The organism is Novispirillum itersonii subsp. itersonii ATCC 12639 (assembly GCF_000381985.1).
Taxonomy (GTDB): Bacteria; Pseudomonadota; Alphaproteobacteria; order Rhodospirillales; family Rhodospirillaceae; genus Novispirillum; species Novispirillum itersonii.
In genome coordinates this window covers 63659-83082 of sequence record NZ_KB907344.1, presented here as the reverse complement: position 1 = coordinate 83082, position 19424 = coordinate 63659, and the positions used below count along the sequence as shown (strand labels likewise).

Annotated in this window: 18 protein-coding genes; 12 read left to right on the top strand and 6 right to left on the bottom strand. The window is 63.8% G+C overall.

Going from position 1 to position 19424, the window contains the following annotated elements; genetic code table 11:
• Positions 1–145: 145 nt before the first annotated feature.
• Complete coding sequence (gene serA, locus G365_RS0112785; RefSeq protein WP_026345339.1) at positions 146–1381, top strand: phosphoglycerate dehydrogenase; 1236 nt, start codon at positions 146–148, stop codon at positions 1379–1381.
• An 81-nt stretch (positions 1382–1462) separates the two neighbouring features.
• Here the strand turns inward: serA and G365_RS0112780 are convergent, their stop codons facing one another.
• The gene (locus tag G365_RS0112780) at positions 1463–2644 is read right to left on the bottom strand and encodes an acetyl-CoA C-acyltransferase family protein (RefSeq protein ID WP_019645921.1); all 1182 of its coding nucleotides are present in this window, start codon (positions 2642–2644) and stop codon (positions 1463–1465) included.
• Between the two features lie 328 nt (positions 2645–2972).
• Between G365_RS0112780 and G365_RS23025 the strand changes: the two genes are divergently transcribed.
• Positions 2973–5174: a methyl-accepting chemotaxis protein gene (locus tag G365_RS23025; protein ID WP_019645919.1), complete on the top strand. Its 2202-nt coding sequence runs from the start codon at positions 2973–2975 to the stop codon at positions 5172–5174.
• Between the two features lie 56 nt (positions 5175–5230).
• On the opposite strand, the gene ppa is transcribed toward G365_RS23025, so the two are convergent.
• Positions 5231–5764 carry an inorganic diphosphatase gene (gene ppa / locus G365_RS0112765; RefSeq protein ID WP_019645918.1) on the bottom strand — a complete coding sequence of 178 codons (534 nt, stop codon included), beginning with the start codon at positions 5762–5764 and terminating at the stop codon, positions 5231–5233.
• A 290-nt stretch (positions 5765–6054) separates the two neighbouring features.
• On the opposite strand from ppa, the gene G365_RS0112760 reads away from it, so the two are divergent.
• Together G365_RS0112760 and G365_RS0112755 are read left to right on the top strand one after the other, a co-directional pair.
• Positions 6055–7065: a glycosyltransferase family 9 protein gene (locus G365_RS0112760; protein WP_019645917.1), complete on the top strand. Its 1011-nt coding sequence runs from the start codon at positions 6055–6057 to the stop codon at positions 7063–7065.
• Positions 7066–7203: 138 nt separating this feature from the next.
• Positions 7204–7590, top strand: a complete 387-nt coding sequence (locus G365_RS0112755) for a VOC family protein (RefSeq protein ID WP_019645916.1) — start codon at positions 7204–7206, stop codon at positions 7588–7590.
• A gap of 2 nt (positions 7591–7592) precedes the next feature.
• On the opposite strand, the gene G365_RS0112750 is transcribed toward G365_RS0112755, so the two are convergent.
• Together G365_RS0112750 and G365_RS0112745 are read right to left on the bottom strand one after the other, a co-directional pair.
• Entirely contained in the window at positions 7593–8246 is a 654-nt protein-coding gene (locus tag G365_RS0112750) for an AraC family transcriptional regulator (protein ID WP_155976253.1), read from the bottom strand.
• 7 nt (positions 8247–8253) lie between these two features.
• The gene (locus tag G365_RS0112745) at positions 8254–9723 is read right to left on the bottom strand and encodes a penicillin-binding protein activator (RefSeq protein WP_019645914.1); all 1470 of its coding nucleotides are present in this window, start codon (positions 9721–9723) and stop codon (positions 8254–8256) included.
• Positions 9724–9737: 14 nt separating this feature from the next.
• On the opposite strand from G365_RS0112745, the gene rsmI reads away from it, so the two are divergent.
• From rsmI to G365_RS0112725, 4 genes are all read left to right on the top strand, one after another.
• On the top strand, positions 9738–10805 hold the full coding sequence (rsmI, locus tag G365_RS0112740; protein WP_019645913.1) for a 16S rRNA (cytidine(1402)-2'-O)-methyltransferase: 1068 nt from the start codon (positions 9738–9740) through the stop codon (positions 10803–10805).
• 4 nt (positions 10806–10809) lie between these two features.
• Positions 10810–11181, top strand: a complete 372-nt coding sequence (locus G365_RS0112735; RefSeq protein WP_019645912.1) for a YraN family protein — start codon at positions 10810–10812, stop codon at positions 11179–11181.
• Positions 11182–11243: 62 nt separating this feature from the next.
• Positions 11244–11873 (top strand): BON domain-containing protein, encoded by a 630-nt coding sequence (locus tag G365_RS21430; protein ID WP_019645911.1) that lies wholly within the window; start codon positions 11244–11246, stop codon positions 11871–11873.
• Positions 11870–12712: a SirB1 family protein gene (locus G365_RS0112725; protein WP_019645910.1), complete on the top strand. Its 843-nt coding sequence runs from the start codon at positions 11870–11872 to the stop codon at positions 12710–12712. The genes G365_RS21430 and G365_RS0112725 overlap by 4 nt, the downstream gene beginning before the upstream one ends.
• Positions 12713–12836: 124 nt before the next feature.
• Here the strand turns inward: G365_RS0112725 and G365_RS0112720 are convergent, their stop codons facing one another.
• Complete coding sequence (locus tag G365_RS0112720; RefSeq protein WP_019645909.1) at positions 12837–13184, bottom strand: phasin family protein; 348 nt, start codon at positions 13182–13184, stop codon at positions 12837–12839.
• 254 nt (positions 13185–13438) lie between these two features.
• Between G365_RS0112720 and G365_RS0112715 the strand changes: the two genes are divergently transcribed.
• Entirely contained in the window at positions 13439–13897 is a 459-nt protein-coding gene (locus G365_RS0112715) for an Lrp/AsnC family transcriptional regulator (protein ID WP_019645908.1), read from the top strand.
• A gap of 3 nt (positions 13898–13900) precedes the next feature.
• Positions 13901–14545, top strand: coding sequence for a LysE family translocator (locus tag G365_RS0112710; RefSeq protein ID WP_019645907.1), 645 nt, complete (start codon positions 13901–13903; stop codon positions 14543–14545).
• Positions 14546–14551: 6 nt separating this feature from the next.
• Here the strand turns inward: G365_RS0112710 and G365_RS0112705 are convergent, their stop codons facing one another.
• On the bottom strand, positions 14552–16240 hold the full coding sequence (locus G365_RS0112705) for a methyl-accepting chemotaxis protein (RefSeq protein ID WP_019645906.1): 1689 nt from the start codon (positions 16238–16240) through the stop codon (positions 14552–14554).
• A gap of 474 nt (positions 16241–16714) precedes the next feature.
• On the opposite strand from G365_RS0112705, the gene G365_RS0112700 reads away from it, so the two are divergent.
• Both G365_RS0112700 and G365_RS0112695 read left to right on the top strand, forming a co-directional pair.
• Positions 16715–18307, top strand: coding sequence for an ABC transporter substrate-binding protein (locus tag G365_RS0112700; RefSeq protein ID WP_019645905.1), 1593 nt, complete (start codon positions 16715–16717; stop codon positions 18305–18307).
• Positions 18308–18318: 11 nt separating this feature from the next.
• Complete coding sequence (locus G365_RS0112695) at positions 18319–19422, top strand: ABC transporter permease (protein ID WP_019645904.1); 1104 nt, start codon at positions 18319–18321, stop codon at positions 19420–19422.
• Positions 19423–19424: the final 2 nt, after the last annotated feature.

The following is a 19424-nucleotide window of genomic DNA, read 5'->3' as shown; positions in this document are numbered from 1 at the left end:
GCGCGGGATGTATACCGTCATGCCGAAAGATAATGCTCCCGGCTGCGGCGTCGGTGTGCTAATGCTGCCACCACATCGGCCCACCTGTGCAGCCTTTCCCGGACTGGGTCCGGCCACGCTGCCTGTTTTCGACCAAGAGGCGCCCGTGAGCAAGCTTTCGATGCCGAAGGACAAGATTAAAGTCCTGCTGCTGGAGAACATTCACCCCAACGCCATCGCTCATTTCTCCAATCATGGCTATGTGACGCTGGAAACCCACAAGGGTGCTCTGGATTCCGATGCCCTGAAGGAAGCGATCCGTGACGTGCATATGATCGGTATCCGGTCCCGCACCAAGCTGACCGCCGAGGTGCTGGACTGTGCCCAGAAGCTGATGGCGATCGGCTGCTTCTGCATCGGGACCAATCAGGTGGATCTGTCCGCCGCCCAGAAGCTGGGGATTCCGGTGTTCAACGCGCCGTACTCCAACACCCGCTCGGTGGCGGAGCTGGTGCTGGGCGAGGTCATCATGCTGGCCCGCCGGATCCCGGAAAAGAGCTGGTCCACGCATGAAGGCGGCTGGCTGAAGGCTGTTGACGGGGCCTGTGAGGTCCGTGGCAAGACCCTTGGTATCGTCGGCTACGGCCATATCGGCACCCAGCTGTCGATTCTGGCTGAAGCGATCGGGATGCGGGTCCGCTACTACGATATCGTCGAGAAGCTGGCGCTGGGGAATGCCCAGTCCTGCGCGACGCTGGATGAGTTGCTGGCCGAGTCTGATTTTGTCAGCCTGCATGTGCCCCAGACCCCGAAAACCCGCAATATGATGGGGGCGGAGCAGTTCGCCCGGATGAAGCCGGGGGCGCTGTTCATCAACGCCGCGCGCGGCACGGTGGTGGATATTGATGCGCTGGCGGCGGCGCTGTCGTCGGGCCATCTGGCCGGGGCGGCGGTTGATGTGTTCCCGAAGGAACCGGCAGCCAACGGCGATGAATTCCTCAGCCCGCTGCGCGGCCTGCGTAATGTGATCCTGACCCCGCACATCGGCGGTTCGACCCTTGAGGCGCAGGCCAATATCGGGACCGAAGTGGCCGAAAAGCTGGTCAAGTATTCCGACAACGGGTCGACCCTCGGGGCGGTCAACTTCCCCGAAGTGCAGTTGCCGTTGCAGGAAGTGGGGTCGCGCTTTATGCACATCCACCACAACCAGCCGGGTATCCTCAGCCGTATCAACGAAGTGCTGTCGGAGCGGAACTGCAACATCACCGGCCAGTACCTGCGGACCGAAGGGGACGTCGGGTATGTGGTGGTCGATGTCCAGCAGTCTCTGGAAGAAGGGCTGGGCGTGCGCCGGGCGCTGGAAGCGATTCCGGGCACCATCCGCACCCGTTTCCTGCTCTGACCGCGTCTATGTGCCTCTGACTGTAAAAAACCCCCGCCGGATCACTCCGGCGGGGGTTTTCTTATGGGAGTGCCGGGCGGATTACAGCCGCTCAACAATCAGGGCGATGCCCTGCCCGCCGCCGATGCACATGGTGATCAGGCCATAGCGACCACCGGTCCGGTGCAGTTCGTACAGCGCCTTCAGCACCAGAATTGCCCCGGTGGCACCGACCGGGTGGCCGAGTGCAATCGCCCCGCCATTGGGGTTGACCTTGTCGGCAGGCAGGCCGAGGTCACGCGACACCGCGCAGGCCTGCACGGCGAAGGCTTCGTTGGATTCGATCACATCCAGATCAGCGACGCTCAGCCCGGCGCGGCTCAGGGCATTCCGGACTGCCGGAATCGGGCCGATGCCCATCACGGCCGGATCAACCCCGGCATGGCCATAGGCGACAATCCGGCCCATCGGCTTCAGGCCGCGCTGGGTGGCGGTGGATTCGGCCATCAGCACCACGGCGGCGGCCCCGTCGTTGATGCCGGAGGCATTGCCAGCGGTCACGCTGCCATCTTTTTTGAAGGCCGGGCGCAGCTTGGCGAGGGTGTCAGTGGTGGTGTCGGCCTTGACGTGTTCGTCGGTGTCGAACACCACCTCGCCTTTCCGGGTCTTCATCACCACCGGAACGATCTGGTCCTTGAAGCGACCGGCGGCAATGGCGGCGGCGGCGCGGCGCTGGCTTTCCACCGCAAAGGCATCCTGCTCGTCACGGGTGAGGCCGTAACGGTCTGCGACGTTCTCGGCGGTGATCCCCATGTGGCCGCCGCCAAACGGGTCAGACAGGGCCCCCAGCATCATATCGACAACGGTGGTATCGCCCATGCGGGCCCCCCAGCGGGCGGCGGGCATCAGGTATCCGGCGCGGCTCATCACTTCGGTTCCGCCGCCGATGGCAGCGGTGCAGTCGCCAAGCATGATGGTCTGGGCGGCGGAGATGATGGCCTGCAGGCCGGAGCCGCACAGGCGGTTGACTGTCAGCGCCGGGGCTTCCTGCGGGATACCGGCGTTGATGGCGGCAACGCGTGAGACGTACATATCGCGGGCTTCGGTATGGATGATGTTGCCCATCACCACATGACCGATATCAGCCCCGGTGACGCCGGACCGCTTCAGGGCCTCGGCGATCACCAGCGCGCCCAGATCAGACGGGGTCTGATCCTTCAGGCTGCCGCCAAAGGTGCCGATGGCGGTGCGGGCCCCCCCAAGGATAACGACGGATTCGGTCATGACAGACTCCTGTGAAGCCGGTTTGGCTGTGGCGTCGCAAAGCGACAGGGCGAAATGAACGTTAAAGTGAACTATAACCAGCGGCAGTATGCAGGATTGTCGGCGGCGATGCAATTCCGCGCCGGGTTGATCGCGGAGGACTGCCGCATAAACAGGCAGCAGAAGGGGCCGTCACGGGTCGGATGCGGCTGGCACGGGGATTGCAAAAATTTGAGCTAATCGCGGCAGAAAAGGCCGCCTCATAAATCAGAAAAACAGTGCTCAGTGACGGCCATGACCCGTCGGATCAAAAGGCGGGATCCGTTGCTCTTGTAGGGGACGCAAGAGTATGAATTTGCTCAGAAAACTGTCGGTGTCGGCGCAGATTGCGCTGCTGTGTGCCGCTTTTGTGGTGCCACTGGTGGTCAGTGTGGTGGCCTTGATTGATAAGTATCAGGAACAGTTGGATTTTACGGTTTCTGAGAGCGAGGGGCTGACCGCCATCACCCCCTTGCGGCAGATGGCCGTCCGGGCTTTGGCCGGGCAGGACCCGGGGGCTGAGGCCGGTCTGAAGGCCGTGCGGGCGTCTGTTGGGGCGAAGTATCTGACGGAGAAGGCTTATTCTGACTTGAAGGCAGGACTGTCCCGCCCTGATCCGGCGGAGCAGGCCGCCGCGCTGGCCACGGCAATTCTGGCGGTCTCGGATGCCTCAAATTTGACCTTGGATCCAGAAGTGCCAACTTTTTACGCAATGGATCTGACCGTCAATGCTCTGATATCGATGGGGCGGAACACGCAGGCCCTGCAAACTGCGGCTGCCGCTTTACTGCGGGATAATTCCGAAGCGAACAGGATGGCTGTTGCGATGGCCAAAGGGGCGTTGCAGGCGGATGCGATCCGGATTGAAACCGCGCTGACCAATGGCCGCACCCCGGCCAGCGCCATCCATTTCGACCGGGCCCTGACCCCGGCGCTGGCGCCGTTGGTCACTGCGTCTGGCAGTCTGCTGACCCGCCTGAGTGCCGGGGTTGATGGTGCTGTGATGGCTGATCTGGCCCGGCATGGGCAGGCTGTGGCCGCCGGGTGGCAGGTGGCGGAGCAGGCGTTGGCGGTGATGCTGGAAGAGCGGACCCGGTCCCTGCAGGCGGAATACCGCCTGACGGTCGGGTTCTGCATTGCTCTTGCCGTTCTGGCGATGCTGGTGGCGGCAGTGATCGCCCGGGGGATCGGCAGCTTTCTGCGGCAGATCCGGCAGTGGATGGGGCTGGTGGCATCCGGGCAGCCGGTCTTGCTGCAGGGGTGGCCGCGGGACCGCAGTGAGGTCGGGCAGGTGGTACGGATGGTGGAAAAGCTGGATGGGGATGTCCAGCGTGCCTTTCGTTTGATGCAGATGGTGGAAGACATGACCAGCCCGGTGATGACGGTTGATCCGGTCAGTCTGCGTCTGGCCTATGTCAATACAGCCGCCCGGGCCATGATGGCGGATCACGGGGTTGTTCCCGCCGGTCAGGATGCCGGGGGCCGCGATCTGGCTGCCCTGTTCCCCTTCACCGGGGCTGATCTGGCCTTGCTGGCCGATCCGGCGGAGCTGCCGCTGGAACGGCGGGTTGCTGTCGGCTCGGATGTTTTTGTGGTCCGGGTCTCGGCGGTGCATACCGCCGGGGGCGCGTATGATAAGGCGATGCTGATCTGGCAGGCGGTGACCCGGCAGGTCCGGTTGGCCACTCATTTTGAGGAGACCGTCAAGCGGGTGGTGGAAACCGTTGCCGACAGTGTCGGCGCCGTGGATACCGGGGCCGGAAGACTGTCTGAAACCGCCGGTCAGGCGCTTGACCGCAGCACCGCAGCGCTGGCGACCACCGAACAGGTGAATGCTGCCGTACAGACGGTGGCGGCGGCGGTCGAGGAACTGTCTGCCTCGACGCAGAGTATTTCCAGCCGGGTGCATCATGCGGCATCGGTGGCGGCGGATGCAACGCGCGAGGCGGCGGCCACCGTTGAGGTGATTGCTTCAATGGAAGGCGTGGTGCAGCGGATCGGAGCGGTGGCGGAGCTGATTTCGGGGATTGCCGACCAGACCAATCTTCTTGCCCTGAATGCCACCATTGAAGCCGCCCGTGCCGGGGAGGCCGGAAAAGGCTTCGCCGTGGTCGCCGGGGCCGTGAAAAGTCTGGCCACCCAGACCGGGCGGGCCACCAGTGATATTTCCCGCCAGCTGCTGGAGATGGAGCAGGCAACGCAGGCTTCTGTCCGCTCGGTGGCATCAATCCGTACGGTGATTGCGGCACTGGATACCGTGACGGCTGAAATCGCAGCGGCAGTGATCCAGCAGACGGCGGCAACCGGCGAAATCGCCCGTACCATGACCGGGGTGGCGCAGGGCAGTCAGGTGACAGCCAGTCACGTCAGCGGGTTGCAGGCAGCGGCAGGCAGCACCAGTGGCGAGGCATCCGCCCTGAAAGCGGTCTCGCAGACCCTGACCCAGCAGGCGCGGACCCTGTCGCAGGAGGTGGATGTCTTCTTGAAGTCGGTCCGGCAGGACGGGGCCTGACGGGCTGTAGAAAAAAGGCCGGTCTCTGGTGAGACCGGCCTTTTTGCGGAAGGGGATCAGCCTTCAGCCTGAGCGCGGGCGATCGCTTCTTCAATCGCCTTTTCAGCCGCGGCGGCATCGCCCCAGCCGGACACCTTGGCCCACTTGCCTTCTTCCAGATCCTTGTAGTGGACGAAGAAGTGCTCGATCTGACGGATCAGAACGTCACGCAGGTCGGTGTAGTTCTTCACGTTGTCGTGGTACGGGTGCAGCTTGGAATGCGGCACGGCCAGGATCTTTTCATCCCCGCCGGATTCGTCTTCCATGTACATCACGCCGACCGGGCGGACGCGCATCACCGAGCCCACGGCCACCGGCATGTTGCCGACCACCATCACGTCGACCGGATCACCGTCGTCAGACAGGGTGTGGGGGATAAAGCCGTAGTTGCACGGGTAGTGCATGGCGGTGTGCAGGAAGCGGTCAACGTACATGGCGCCGCTTTCTTTATCGACTTCGTACTTCACCGGATCGCTGCGCAGCGGGATCTCGATGATGACGTTCACGTCGCGCGGAGCATCCTTCCCGATCGGGATCTTCTTGATATCCATGGACATAGCCCTCTAGACAGGTGCATCCCGGGCACCGACGGGCCGGGAGTGCCTTGGTTGGCTGCCTTTAATTGGCAGCGGCGCCGGGGGTGGGAGACGGGTCCGCCCCGGTTCGGCGGGCGTATCCTAACGATATCGCCCGCCGGATGCGACGGCGAATTTACAGCCTTTGCAAAATTGGCGGCGCCGGAAAAATGCATCCTGCTCCGCCGCTGCCTGTGGTAGGGGAGTAGCGGACGGAAACCGTGGGCGGTCCGATGGAGAGACCGGCTCAGCAGGAGGGAGATCAGATGCAGGCAGCAGGATTTCAGCCAGAGACCGTTCTGGTGCATGTCGGACTGGATCTGATCGGCGACGGTTTGCTGAAACTGCCTTTTCTGCGGGCGATGCGGGCATTGTGGCCGCAGGCACGGGTGACGTGGGCGGCCAGTCAGGGCCGTTCTGTGTTCGCCGGGCTTCTCGCCCCGGCGGTAGAAGGTCTGATTGATGAAGTGATTGAGGATGCGGCGGTGCCGACCCGGTGGGGGGAGATGCTGCGGCGTCGCCCGCTGGACGGGCGCGGTTTTGATCTCATCATTGATACCCAGCGCGGCCCGGCGGCGACGCTGGCGCTGAAGCGTCTGCCGCACCGGCGGCTGGTGTCACCGGCCCTGCGCGGGGCGCTGTCGTCCTGGGGGTGTCGCCCGTCGGGCAAGCGCCCTGCCGGGATGCTGCGGCAGATGCTGGATCTTCTGGAGCAGGCCTCCGGGGTGCCGGTGCCGACCCCGGAGGACTCTCTGGTGCCGGTTCCGGAGGATCTGCTGGCGGCAACGGCGGCGGTTCTTCCCTCCGGCAGGCCACTGGTCGGTCTGGCCCCGGGGGCTGGCGGGCGTCATAAATGCTGGCCGCAGGATTCCTTTGTGGCGCTGGCGCGTCAGCAGGGGGACGCGGGGCGGGTGCCGGTGTTTCTGCTGGGCCCGGCGGAACTGGAGTGGCGGGCCCCGCTGGCGGAGCTGGTGCCCGATGCCCTGTTTCCGTTGCAGGATGAACGGCTGATCGGCGGGCGCGGGCTGACCCCGTTCGTCACCATCGCTCTGGCCCGGCATCTGGGGGCTGTGGTGTGCAATGATGCGGGGGTCGGGCATCTGGCGGCGGCGTCGGGTACCCCGGTGGTGGTGCTGTATGGCCCGACCAGCCCGAAGAAGTTTGCCCCGCTGACGCGGCGGGGCTGCATCATCACGGCTCAGGACTGCGGTGGCAGTGCGATGGCAGATATTCCGGTGGCGGTGGTGGCGGAGCGGGTCAACGCCCTGCTGGGCTGATGGTTCCCCCCTTGTGCTGTCGCCTTTCTTCAAGACCGGATCCGTAGAGACCGGGAATGCTGGGCCCTGTCCAGAGCACTTTCTGCCGGTAAACCGGAGTTTCCCGCCGCAGAGAGTGCCCCCGCACAGGAGCCTGACATGCTGTTCCGTTATACGATCCTTTTTGTCGAGGATGTTGCCGCCTCTCTGGCGTTTTATGAACGGGCCTTTGGCCTGACCCGCCGCTTTCTGCACGACGGGGGCGATTACGGGGAGCTGGCGACTGGGGAAACCCGGCTGGCGTTTTCGTCGGTGCGGCTGATGCAGCAGCTGGGGAAGTCCCCCAGCCGTCCCCGCCCGGAGGCCCCGGTGTTTGAGATCGCCTTTGAAACTGACGATGTGGCAGCGGCGCTGGCACAGGCTATGGTTGCCGGTGCGGTGCTGGTGCAGCCGGTGCGGCAGGAAGACTGGGGGCAGACCACGGCCTACGTCCGCGATCCTGACGGTTATCTGGTGGAACTGTGTTCCCCGGTGCCCGGAGCCTGATCTTAGGCCCTGAGCTCCCAGTTTCCGAATCCCGGTTCTCTCAGAACCGCCAGCATGGCGGCATTCTGGCGCAGCGCGGCGGGGGAGGAGCCAAACCAGCGGGTCAGGTCGCGCGTCATGTGGGCCTGATCGCTGTATCCACACAGTCCGGCCAGATCGGCGAGGGGGATGTGGGGCTCCGTCCCCAGCAGGCGGGCGGTGTGGCGGGCGCGACCGAGTTGCCGCCAGATCCCCGGTGGCGGCAGGCCGAGGGCGAGGAAGCGGCGCTGCACCGTGCGTTTGCTGCGGTCAGTGCGGGCCCGCAGCCGGTCTCCGCCGGGGAGAAGCCCGTCAAGGTCGGGCAGGAATCGGGCCTGATCGGCCAGTGCCTGCTCCACCGCACAGGTGCCGGTGCGGTGGAGGTCGGCGGTCAGAACCGCCAGCAGGGACGGGGGAACGCTGACGCCGGGGCGCAGCCGGTGGCCGGTCACCCGGGTTCCGGCCTCCAGCCGCACCGGGCGTGGGCCGAAATCCCAGTCGGTCAGGGTCACGCTGGCCTGCCCCTGCGGGGTCAGGCGGATCAGGATGTCGCGGCAGCCATCAGGCAGGACCATGACGGTATGATCCTGCCCGACAGTATGGCTCCAGCGGACGGACAGGCAGGAGGGCACCGTCATCCACCGGTCAGAACGCCGGTTTGGCGGCATCGGTGGCGGTGAAGCTGGCGGCGGCCTCGCCGGAAACCACCGGCCCGTTGGCGGTATTCTCCATCACCGCCAGCGCCCGTTCGTTGCTTCCGTCCGGACGGAAGCGGAACAGGCCGTTGGCCCCGGCAAAGCCGGTGGACTGGGTCAGCACAGAATCGACATAGGCGCGGCCACCGCTCTGGCGGGCAAGCACCGAGGCCAGTGCCGTCAGGTCATACCCAAGGGCCGACAGCACCGTCGGCTGGTCGCCGAAGGCCTGCTGATACCGTTGGGCGAAGGACTTATACGGCCCCTGCGGCACGGCGGGGAACCAGGCACGGGTCAGGCTGGGGTCACGCAGCAGCGCCGGATCATTCCACAGCATTGGGCCCATCAGGCGCACCGCCCGGCCATCGGCGTTAAATGCCGACAGCACGGCCAGCTCTTCCTTCAGCGGGGTGCCGCTGGCGGTCATCAGCAGGGCTTCGAACGGCAGCGGGCCGGTGGCGTCCTGCGTCTGCAGGCGGGCCAGAGCCTCCAGCGAGGCCGGGTCAGTCTTGCCTTCCAGCGTCTTCTTCTGGGCGGCCAGTGTGGCAGCCCGGGTGTCAAAATCGGTGAACGCCCGCAGTTTGGTCTGCAGGTCGTCGTTCGGGCCGTGGAACAGGGTTTTCACCATGGTCCCGCCGGAGGCGATCACCGCCTGCTCATAGGCTGCGACCATGGACCGGCCAAAGGCCCCTTCCGGCGACAGGGCCGCAAAGCGGAGAATCCCCTGTGCCCGGGCATGGGCGACCAGTCGCCGGGCCTGCTCGCTGGCCAGAATGCCGCTGACATAGATGCCGGGGCTGGCCACCTGAGCGTCAGTGGAAAAGGCCAGTGCCCGGACATGAGCAGCCTTCAGGGTCGGGCTGACCGCCGTGACCGACGAGGCAAACAGCGGCCCAAGCACCAGAACCGCCCCGTCGTTGACGGCAGCGCTGGCGGCGGCGGCGGCCCCGTCGGCAGAGCCACGGGTGTCATAGGGCTTCAGGGTGACAGCCGTGTTTCCGGCGTCAAACAGGGCCAGCTGGGCGGCATTCAGCAGAGACTGGCCGGTGGCGGCGCTGGGGCCGGACAGCGGGGCCAGCAGGGCGATTTTCACCGCAGTCGGGTCAGCGGCCGGGTCAGTGGACAGGGTGACCGGCAGCAGTTCCCCGGTGGATGTCATGGCAGGCTGTGGCGGCACCGGGGCCTGTGCCGGGGGCTGCGCCACCGGCGGCTGGATCGGAGCGGTCTGGGCCGGGGTCTGCGGCGCGGGCTGGGCGGGCGGCGCGCTTTCGCTCTTCCCTCCGTTCATCCAGGATGGTAGCGAATTGGTGGTCTGGCAGCCGCTTGCCAGCAGGCAGGCTGTCAGGGCCGCTGCCAGCGCGGCCTTGCCGGTGATCCGGCCCCGGCGTCCGCCGGGAACCGCTGTGTTTTGCCCTGTCATAAGGATCTTTGCCCGTGACTCATCCCAACCAGCCCGATCCGGGGCCGTCGCATCCTGTTTCCGGTCAGCAGAACCGGGACGACGGGACGGAACTGAACGATCAGCGGCAGATGTCACGGGAACTCTCCGATACAGACTTCGGGTCTTACGGCGAAAACGACGCCGGGGACGATGCTACCGTTGACGGTGACGCAAGTAAACCTCAGCCCTCATCCCTGCCTGCCGGGCTGTATGTGGTGGCAACCCCGATCGGCAACATGGGGGATATCACCCGCCGGGCCTGTCAGGTGCTGGGCGCGGCCTCGGTGGTGGCCTGCGAGGATACCCGGGTCACCGGCGCGATGCTGCGGCGGCTGGGAATCAAGACCCCGATGCTGCCGTATCATGAACACAATGCCGAGCGGATGCGCCCGCAGGTTCTGTCGCGGGTCGCAGCGGGGGAGGCCGTGGCGCTGGTGTCTGACGCCGGGACGCCGCTGGTGTCTGATCCCGGCTTCAAGCTGGTGCGTGAGGCGCGGGATCAGGGCCTGACCGTGGTGCCGGTGCCGGGGGCATCGGCCCTGCTGACCGCGTTGATGGTGGCCGGCCTGCCGACGGACCGTTTTATGTTTGCCGGGTTCCCGCCATCGAAGGAGAAGGCCCGTCAGGACTTTCTGGCCAGCCTGCGCGCGGTTCCGGCCACGCTGGTGCTGTATGAGTCGGTGCATCGCCTGCCGGAAAGTCTGGCGTCGATGGCTGCCGTTTTCGGCCCGAGGGAGGCCGCGGTCTGCCGCGAGCTGACCAAGCTGCATGAAGAGGTCCGCCGGGCTCCGTTGACCGATCTGGCGGCGCATTATGCCGCTGCCGGAGCCCCCAGAGGGGAGGCGGTGGTGGTGATCGCCCCGCCGGAGGTGGTTGAGGAAACGGCGGAAACCCTTGATCTTGATGGCCTGCTGCGAGCCGCGCTGACCCGGCTGTCGGTGCGCGATGCCACGGCGGAAGTGGTGTCAGTGACCGGTCTGAAAAAGCGTGAGGTTTATAACCGGGCGCTGGAACTGGCAGCGGAGCGGGACCGCAACGGGTCGACGGTGGAAGAGGCATAACGGAATGGCGTCTCTGTCTGCTGATGCGGCCGGTCGCCGGGCGGAAACGGTTGCTGCCCTGACCCTGCGTTTTCTGGGGTGGGCGATTCTGGCCCGTCGTTTTACCTCTGGCCGGGGAACCGGGGCCGGAGAGGTGGATCTGATCGTGGCCCGTGGCCCGCTGCTGGTCTTTGCCGAGGTGAAAGCCCGGCCGACGGTGGAGGCGGCGCTGGAGTCGGTCACGCCGGAGCAGCGGCGGCGGATTGAGCGGGGGGCACAGGCCTGGCTGGCCCTGAATCCACAGTATGCGGACCGTCAGATCCGTTTTGATGTGATTGCCGTTCCGGCTTTCGGGCGGCCCCGCCATTTGCCTGATGCGTGGCGACCGGGGGACTGAGCACATCTGTTGCGATTGCAATTAAGGCTGGCGGCTACCGGAAAACGCTTTATTGTTCTGGTATGAAGGGATCCACCGCTTTCCTGCTGCTGCGTCTTTTGTCTGTGCTGCCGCTTGTGCCGGTCAGCGCCTGCACGCCGCTTGGTGTTGCTGTTTCGGCGGTGACGACCGTGGGGTCCGCCGCCATTGAAGAGCGTGGCGTCGACGGCACCGCCAATGATGCGGCGATCAAGGCCGGAATCACGGGCCGTTTCTTCCAGACAGATTCGCGTCTGCTGAGCGATGTCGATGTCACGGTCTTTGAGCGGCGCGTGCTGTTGATGGGGATTGTCAGTGACCCTGAGATGAAAAGCACGGCGGTCCGGCTGAGCCGGGAAGACCCCGATGTCACCCTGATTCACGATTATATTAAAGTCCGGGCCGACTCTTCGGTTGATCTGGCCCGCGACGTGTCGATCGCCAGTGAACTGCGGTCATCCCTTATGTTCGACAGCCGTGTTTTTGCCCTGAACTATAATATCGACGTGGTTGACCGGACCGTCTATGTCATCGGTCTGGCGCAGACCGCCGAAGAACGGGAACGGGTGCTGGACTGGTGCCGCTCCACGGAGTACGTCCGTCAGGTTGTTGACCTGATCTGGATGAAGAATGATCCGAGGCGGCGTAAGCCGTCCGACAGGAGGCCCCTATGACACAACACCGCGAAACGGGGTGGATACTGGATCAGCTGGCCGACTGTGAGGATGCTGGGATTGATCTGGCCCTGACGGCGCTGGCGCTGGCCGATGCGGCCCGGCCGGGTCGGAACCTGAAGGCGGCACAGGATCACCTTGACGCTCTGCTTGCCACCCTGCGGGAGCGGGTGACGTCGGAGGAGGACTGTTCCTCGGCAATCCGGCGGGGTGATCTGCTGCGCGAGGTGATGGTCGGGGTGTATGGCTATCATGGCGACGCCGAGACCTATGAGGACCCTGATAATGCGGATCTGATCCGGGTGATGGAACGGCGGCGCGGGTTGCCGGTCAGTCTGGGGATTCTGTACCTGACGCTGGCCCGTTCGGTCGGCTGGACGGCGGAGGGGCTGAATTTTCCCGGGCACTTCATCATCCGCGTTGATGGCGAGGATGGGGAGCGGGTGATCCTTGATCCATTCCATGACGGGGCTGATCTGTCGGTTGCCGATCTGCGCGGGTTGGTCAAGGCGATCGAAGGGCCGGAGGCTGAACTGAGCCCGGCCATCTATGCTGCCGTCAGTAACCGGGAAGTGCTGATCCGCCTTCAGGCGAATATCAAGCTGCGGGCCTTGCAGGCCGGGGATTATGAAGCGGCGCTGGCGACGGTGGAGCGCATGTTGCTGGTGACCCCCGATGACCATTGGCTGTGGCGTGAAAGCGGGCTGATGCACATGCGGCTGGGGGATCTGGACGGGGCGCTGGCCGCGCTGGACGTGTATCTGTCGCTGGCCCCGGACGGGGCGGACCGTGAGCGGATCGCCAAGGTGGTGCAGGAGCTGGGGCAGGGCCGACCCTGAGCGCAGGGGCTGCCCGGCTCTGTCTTAAATCCGGTGCTGATCTAAAATGAAAACCCCCCATCCGGTCTGACCGGATGGGGGGTTTTCTGTCTGGCGTCAGACGACCGGATCAACCGGCCGGGTCTTACTTGCCGGAGAAGTTGTCAAAGGCGGCCTTGTAACGGGCCTGCACCGGCTCGAACGCCGACTTGGTCACCACGGTGGCCATTTCAGCCAGCTTGGTGCCTTCAGCGACGGCGGCATCCCAGTTGTCCTTGGCCAGCTTCTGGTTCAGCTGGGCGACTTCGACCGGGGTCTTGCAGGACGAGAAAGCCTTGGAGGTCTCGACGGCGCCTTCAAAGGCCTTGCCGGTGTAGCCAAACACTTCCTTGGCGATTTCTTCAGCGCCGGTGGCAAACTTGGTGCCAGCCTGAACGAAAGCGTCAACGTTGGCTTTGTTGAAGGCGACGACGTCATCAAAAGTCTTGAGCATGGCAGAACTCCTCATCAGGGCGGTGGGGAGCAGCCTGAACTGTCCGGCGGATCGTTCCGCCTGTCAGCCACTCCGGGGGACGCACCGGCAGATTTTGCGGTGCAACATGAGGGTAAGATAGCGCGTTCGGGGATAGAGTCAATCCCTTTTTGTGCAGCGCACAAAAATGTCATTGCTCTCAGGCCAGAGTGGACGTCGTCAGAGAATCGTGAGAAAAATTACAGAGAAAATAAATTAAGACAGGAAAAATTACGATGGATGACATGGATCGTCGTTTGCTTGCCCTGCTGCAGGAGCAGGGACGGTCATCGTATGCCGACCTTGGGGCCGCCGTCGGGCTGTCTGTTTCCGGGGTGGCGGACCGGGTGCGCCGTCTGGAGGCTTCGGGGATTCTGCAGGGGTGGACTGTCCGGGTTGATCCGGTGAAGGCCGGTCTGGATATTCTGGCGTTCATTTTTGTCGCGATTGAGCGCCCGGAATGGGAGCCGGGGTTTCTGAACCGGATGCGCCAGCGGCCTGAGGTGCTGGAGTGTCACCATGTCACCGGCGACTGGTCGTATCTGCTGAAGGTCCGGGTCGGATCCGTGGCCGCTTTGGAAGGCTTTCTGGCCACCGGCCTGAAGGATCTGCCGGGGGTTGGCCGGACCCACACCCAGCTTGCACTGTCATCACCGAAAGAAACGGGGGCCCTGCCCCTGCTGGGGGAGGGATAAGCCATGACCGCGTCGTTTGATCTTGCCGTTATGCTGTTGAAGGGAATGGGGCTGGGCCTGTCGATTGCCGCCCCGGTCGGGCCGATCGGCATCCTGTGTATGCGCCGCACGCTGGAAGGTGGGGTTCTGGCCGGGGTGGCGGGCGGGCTTGGCACCGCACTGGCCGATGGCGTTTATGCCGCCGTTGCTGCGTTTGGTGTGGCCGGAGTGGCGGCGCTGTTGCAGGAGCATGCGATTCTGCTGAATGGCGGCGGGGCGCTGGTGCTGCTGTGGTTGGCGGTGAAAACCCTGCGTTCGGCTCCGGCCTCGGGGGATGGGGCCTCCGCCGGGGGGCGGCGCGGGGTTCTGGGGCTGTGTGCCGCCACCTTTGCGCTGACCATTGCCAATCCGCCGACGATCGCCCTGTTCGCGGCTCTCTTCGCCGGTCTTGGGCTGGGGGCGGGGGCCGATGCGGCAACCGCGCTGGCGCTGGTGGCCGGGGTGTTCTGCGGGTCAATGCTGTGGTGGGTGATCCTGAGTACCGGGGTATCGCTGATGCGGCACCGGCTGTCTCCGCCGGTGCTGCTGTGGATCAACAGGGGGGCCGGGATGGTCCTGCTGGGCTTTGCCGCCGCCATGCTGATGGCTGTGGCGGCGGCTCTGCCGTAAGGCGGATCAGGCGGTACGGACCTCGCTCAGGAAGCGGTCGACCAGTGCCTTCAGGTCATCGGCATGGGCCGTCAGTTCGGTGGCCGCGGTCAGAACATCGGCGGAAACAGCGCCGGTCTTCTGAGCGGCGGCGGTGACGCCATGGATGTTGCCGGTCACATCCTGCGTTCCGGCAGAAGCCTGCTCGACGCTGTGGGCAATCTCGCGGGTGGCGTGGTCCTGCTCTCCCACCGCTTCGGCAATGGCGCTGGAAACGGCACTGACGTTTTCAATCGCGGTGCCGGTTCTGGCGATGGCGTCCACCGCAAGTCTGGTCTGGGCCTGCACGTTATCGATCTGGGCGCGGATTTCTTCGGTGGCGCGCGATGTCTGATTGGCCAGTGTCTTCACTTCATTGGCGACAACGGCAAAGCCCTTGCCGGCATCCCCGGCCCGGGCGGCCTCGATGGTGGCGTTCAGGGCCAGAAGGTTGGTCTGGTCAGCAATGGCGGTAATCAGGGAGACCACCTCACCGATGCTTTGGGTTGCCTGCTGCAGGCGGTTGATCTGTCCGGTGCTCAGGCTGACCTGCTCCGCAGCCTGACGGGCGAGGTCAGAGGCCGTGCCGACCCGTTCGGTAATGGCGCGGATTGAGGCGGAGAGTTCTTCGGCGGCAGATGCGACCGTATGGACATTGGCGGATGCCTGTTCGGCAGCGGCGGCAACCGACGTGGCCTGTGCCGAGGTCTGGCGCGAGATGCCGGTCATGTCTTCTGCCGTTGCTTCCAGCCGGGTGGCGGAGGTGGTGACGGCGGCGACCAGCCGTGCGACCTCGGCATCGAAGGCGGCTGTCAGGGCCTCAATCCGGCCTGCCCGTTCCGTTTTCAGGCGGTCTTCGGCGTCCTGTTGTTCCCGCAGGGCGCGGTTATGGATCATATTATCCCGGAACACCATGACCGCCCGCGACATGGCGCCGATTTCGTCGCGGCGCTCGCCGCCGCCGATATCAAGGTCGGTATTGCCTGCCGACAGGCTGTTCATTTCCCGGGTCAGGGTTGTGACCGCAGTGCTGGTATCCCGGGCGATCAGCACGGCGATGGCCCCCAGAGTGAGGATCACCAGCAGGGAGATCGTCCCGAGTTCCAGCGCTTTCCGGAAGAACAGGGTATCGACGTCATCAATATAGATGCCGGTGCCGATGCTCCATTGCCATTCGGGAATGCCGGTGACGTACGACAGTTTTGGCACCACGGCTTCGCTGTTGGGGCGCTTCCAGTGGTACAGGACAAAACCGGCCCCGGTCCTTCCGGTTTCCGAGATTTTCAGGAACGGGCGCTCTCCGCTGACGCTGGTCACCCCGCTCATGTCTGTGCCGTCCAGCTTCGGGTCGGCCCCGTGCATGATCGTCTGGGCGTTGAAGTCGAGGATAAAGAAGTAGTTGGAATTGCCGTCAAACCTCATCATCCGCAGCGATTCGGCGGCCCGTTTCTGGGCTTCGGCCTGTGGCATTTCGCCGGATCTGGCGCGGTCGACATACGTGCGGACAATGCTGGTCGATGTCTCGACCATCTGCCGCAGCATGTCTTCGCGGTCGTGCATCAGGGTGGATCGGATGTTCATCAGCGTCAGGGTGACGATCATGATGTAACCGAGCAGTGCGATTATCACGATAGTCCCCAGCTTACGACTGATGCTGAGTGATTTGATCAGGATCATTCCCGGGTTTTCTCCGCGTGTCATCGTTTTTCCGTCGTCTTTTCCCGGTGGGGCGACGGTTTTATGACGGGAGAGGCGTAATACCAGAGTCGGGATTTCGATCAAGGTATGGATTTCTCAATATACATAATAACTACACCCAAGAGTAGTCTGTGGGGTGGGCGGAGAGAATCGGGAACAGCGGTTTCCCCGGCCTGAAATCTATGTATAAAATATCCGGTCGTCCCGGGGGCGGTGAGGCCGTGCCGGGTGGTTTTTCGGATCAGTTTTCCGAAAGCATTAGAAATGTTGCACTTTCTTGTTATGCTCTGTGGGTGTGCGGGGCAAAACAGCCAAACCGGTGAGAAAGCGCGCCTGTGGCGTCATCGGTAAGAACGGGCTTCATCCCCGCCCGGAGGGCGTTTCGGGTCGTCTGCGGCAAACCTGTCGGCAGACAGACGGTTTGGTACTGAACGAAACAGGGAGCACATATTCATGCGTAACTATCTGGCCGGTGCGGCACTGGGAACGGTTCTGGCGATGACCCCGTATGGTCTGGCGCTGGCTGACACCCCGAAGGACACGCTGGTGATGGCTTTTGCCATCGACGACATCATCTCCCTCGATCCCGGTGAAGCGTTCGAGATTTCGACCGGCGAATACACCGGCAACACCTATGACCGTCTGGTCGCCTTTGACATCAAAGACGTCTCGAAACTGCGCGGTACGCTGGCCGAAAGCTGGACCGTCTCTGACGATGCCCTGACCTATACCTTCAAGATGCGCAAAGGGGTCAAGTTCGTCTCCGGTAACCCGGTGACGGCGGAAGATGCGGCGTTTTCGCTGCAGCGTGCTGTGATCCTCAACAAGTCCCCGGCCTTCATCCTGACCCAGTTCGGCCTGACCCCGGACAACGTGAAGGACAAGGTCAAGGCCGTCGATGCCGAGACTCTGGTGTTTCAGGTCGATAAGCCCTATGCCCCGTCTTTCGTGCTGAACTGCCTGACCGCCACCGTTGCCTCGGTGGTCGATAAGGTCGAAGTGCTGAAGCACGAAAAGAACGGCGATCTCGGCAATGAATGGCTGAAGACCAACTATGCCGGGTCCGGGGCCTATGCCCTGCGCCAGTGGAAGCCCGGCGAGTCGCTGTCGCTGGTTGCCAATGAAAACTATTGGGGCGAAAAGCCGAAACTGAAGCGGGTGCTGATCCGTCAGGTCAAGGAATCCGCCTCGCAGCAGCTGCTGCTGGAAAAGGGCGACGTTGATATTGCCCGTAATCTTGAAGCTGATCAGCTGAAGACCGCCAAGGGCAACGCGAACCTGCATCTGGTGTCTGCCCCCAAGGGCACGGTCTGGTATGTCGGCCTGAACCAGAAGAACCAGTACCTGCAGAAGCCGGAAGTCCGTAAGGCTCTGAAGTATCTGGTGGATTACGATGGCATTGCCAATGTCATCATGGCGGGCCGTGCCACCAAGCATCAGACGTTCCTGCCGAACGGCTTCCTCGGGGCGTCGAACGAGACCCCGTACTCTCTGGATGTCGCCAAGGCCAAGGATCTGCTGAAGCAGGCCGGGCTGGAAAATGGCTTTAAGGCCACCATTGACACCCGTAACGTCACCATGACCACCCAGATCGCCCAGTCGCTGCAGTCGACCTTCGCACAGGCCGGTGTGCAGCTGGAGATCATTCCCGGTGACGGCAAGCAGGTACTGACCAAGTACCGGGCCCGTAACCACGATATCACCATGTTCCAGTGGGGTGCTGACTATCAGGACCCGCATACCAATGCGGAAACCTTCGCCTCCAACCCGGATAACTCGGATGAAGGCAAGGTCAAGACGCTGGCGTGGCGTAATGCGTGGGATATCCCGGATCTGACCAAGACCACTGCCGCCAACCTGATGGAACGGGACGCTGCCAAGCGTGCCGCCGTCTATCAGGACCTGCAGAAGACGATCCTCGAGAACTCACCGTTCATCATCATGTTCCAGGAAACCGAAGTGGCGGTGGCCCGGAAGAATGTGAAGAATCTGGTGCTCGGGCCGTCGTTTGACACCAACCTTTACGCTGGCGTCAGCAAGGACTGAGACCCGATCTGATGACCGAACGGGCGGAACAGGGCGGGCCGGAAACGGCCAGCCCGTCCCGCTCCGGGGCGCGTCAGGCGTCACCGGGGCGGGTCAGGCTGAAGCGGGCGGGGCTGTTGCTGCTGCGGACTTTCGGGTCGCTGGCGGTGACGTTCCTCGGGCTTCTGATCATCACCTTCCTGATCGGCCGGGTGCTGCCGATTGATCCGGTTCTGGCGGCGGTCGGGGACCGGGCTCCGGCGGATGTGTATGACCGCGTTTATCACGAGATGGGTCTGCATCTGCCGCTGTATCAGCAGTTTTTTGACTATGTCGTGAAGATCTTTCAGGGCGATTTCGGCACCTCGGTGCTGACGTCACGCCCGGTTCTGGACGATATCGTCCGGGTGTTTCCGGCAACGCTGGAACTGGCCACCATCGCGACCATCCTCGGTGTGTTGCTGGGGGTGCCGATGGGGGTGCTGGCGGCGGTTCACCGCGGGCGCTGGCCGGATCACTGCGTCCGCGTTCTCGGGCTGTTCGGTTATTCGCTGCCGGTGTTCTGGCTGGGGCTGGTCGGGCTGCTGCTGTTTTATATGAAGCTCGACTGGGTCGGCGGACCGGGGCGGCTGGACGCGGCGATGGAAGATTTCTTCGAGCCCGTCACCGGCCTGATCCTTGTTGATGCCCTGCTGCAGGGGGATATGGAGGTGTTCTGGAACGCCGTCAGCCATATCACGCTGCCGGCGGCGTTGCTGGCCTATTTCTCGCTGGCCTACATCGCCCGGATGACCCGGTCTTTCATGCTGGAGCAGCTGGCGCAGGAATATGTGCTGACCGCCCGGGTGAAAGGCGTGTCGGAAGCGCGGGTGATCTGGCGCCATGCGCTGGGCAATGTGATGGTGCCGCTGATCACGGTGATCGCCCTGTCTTATGCCCACCTGCTGGAAGGGTCGGTGCTGACCGAGACCGTCTTTGCGTGGCCGGGGCTGGGCTCATACATCACCAGTTCGCTGCTGAATGCCGACATGAATGCGGTGCTGGGTGGCACTATCATTGTCGGGGGTGTCTTTATCGGGATCAATCTGCTGTCGGATCTGCTGTACCGGCTGTTTGATCCACGGGCACGGCGATAAGG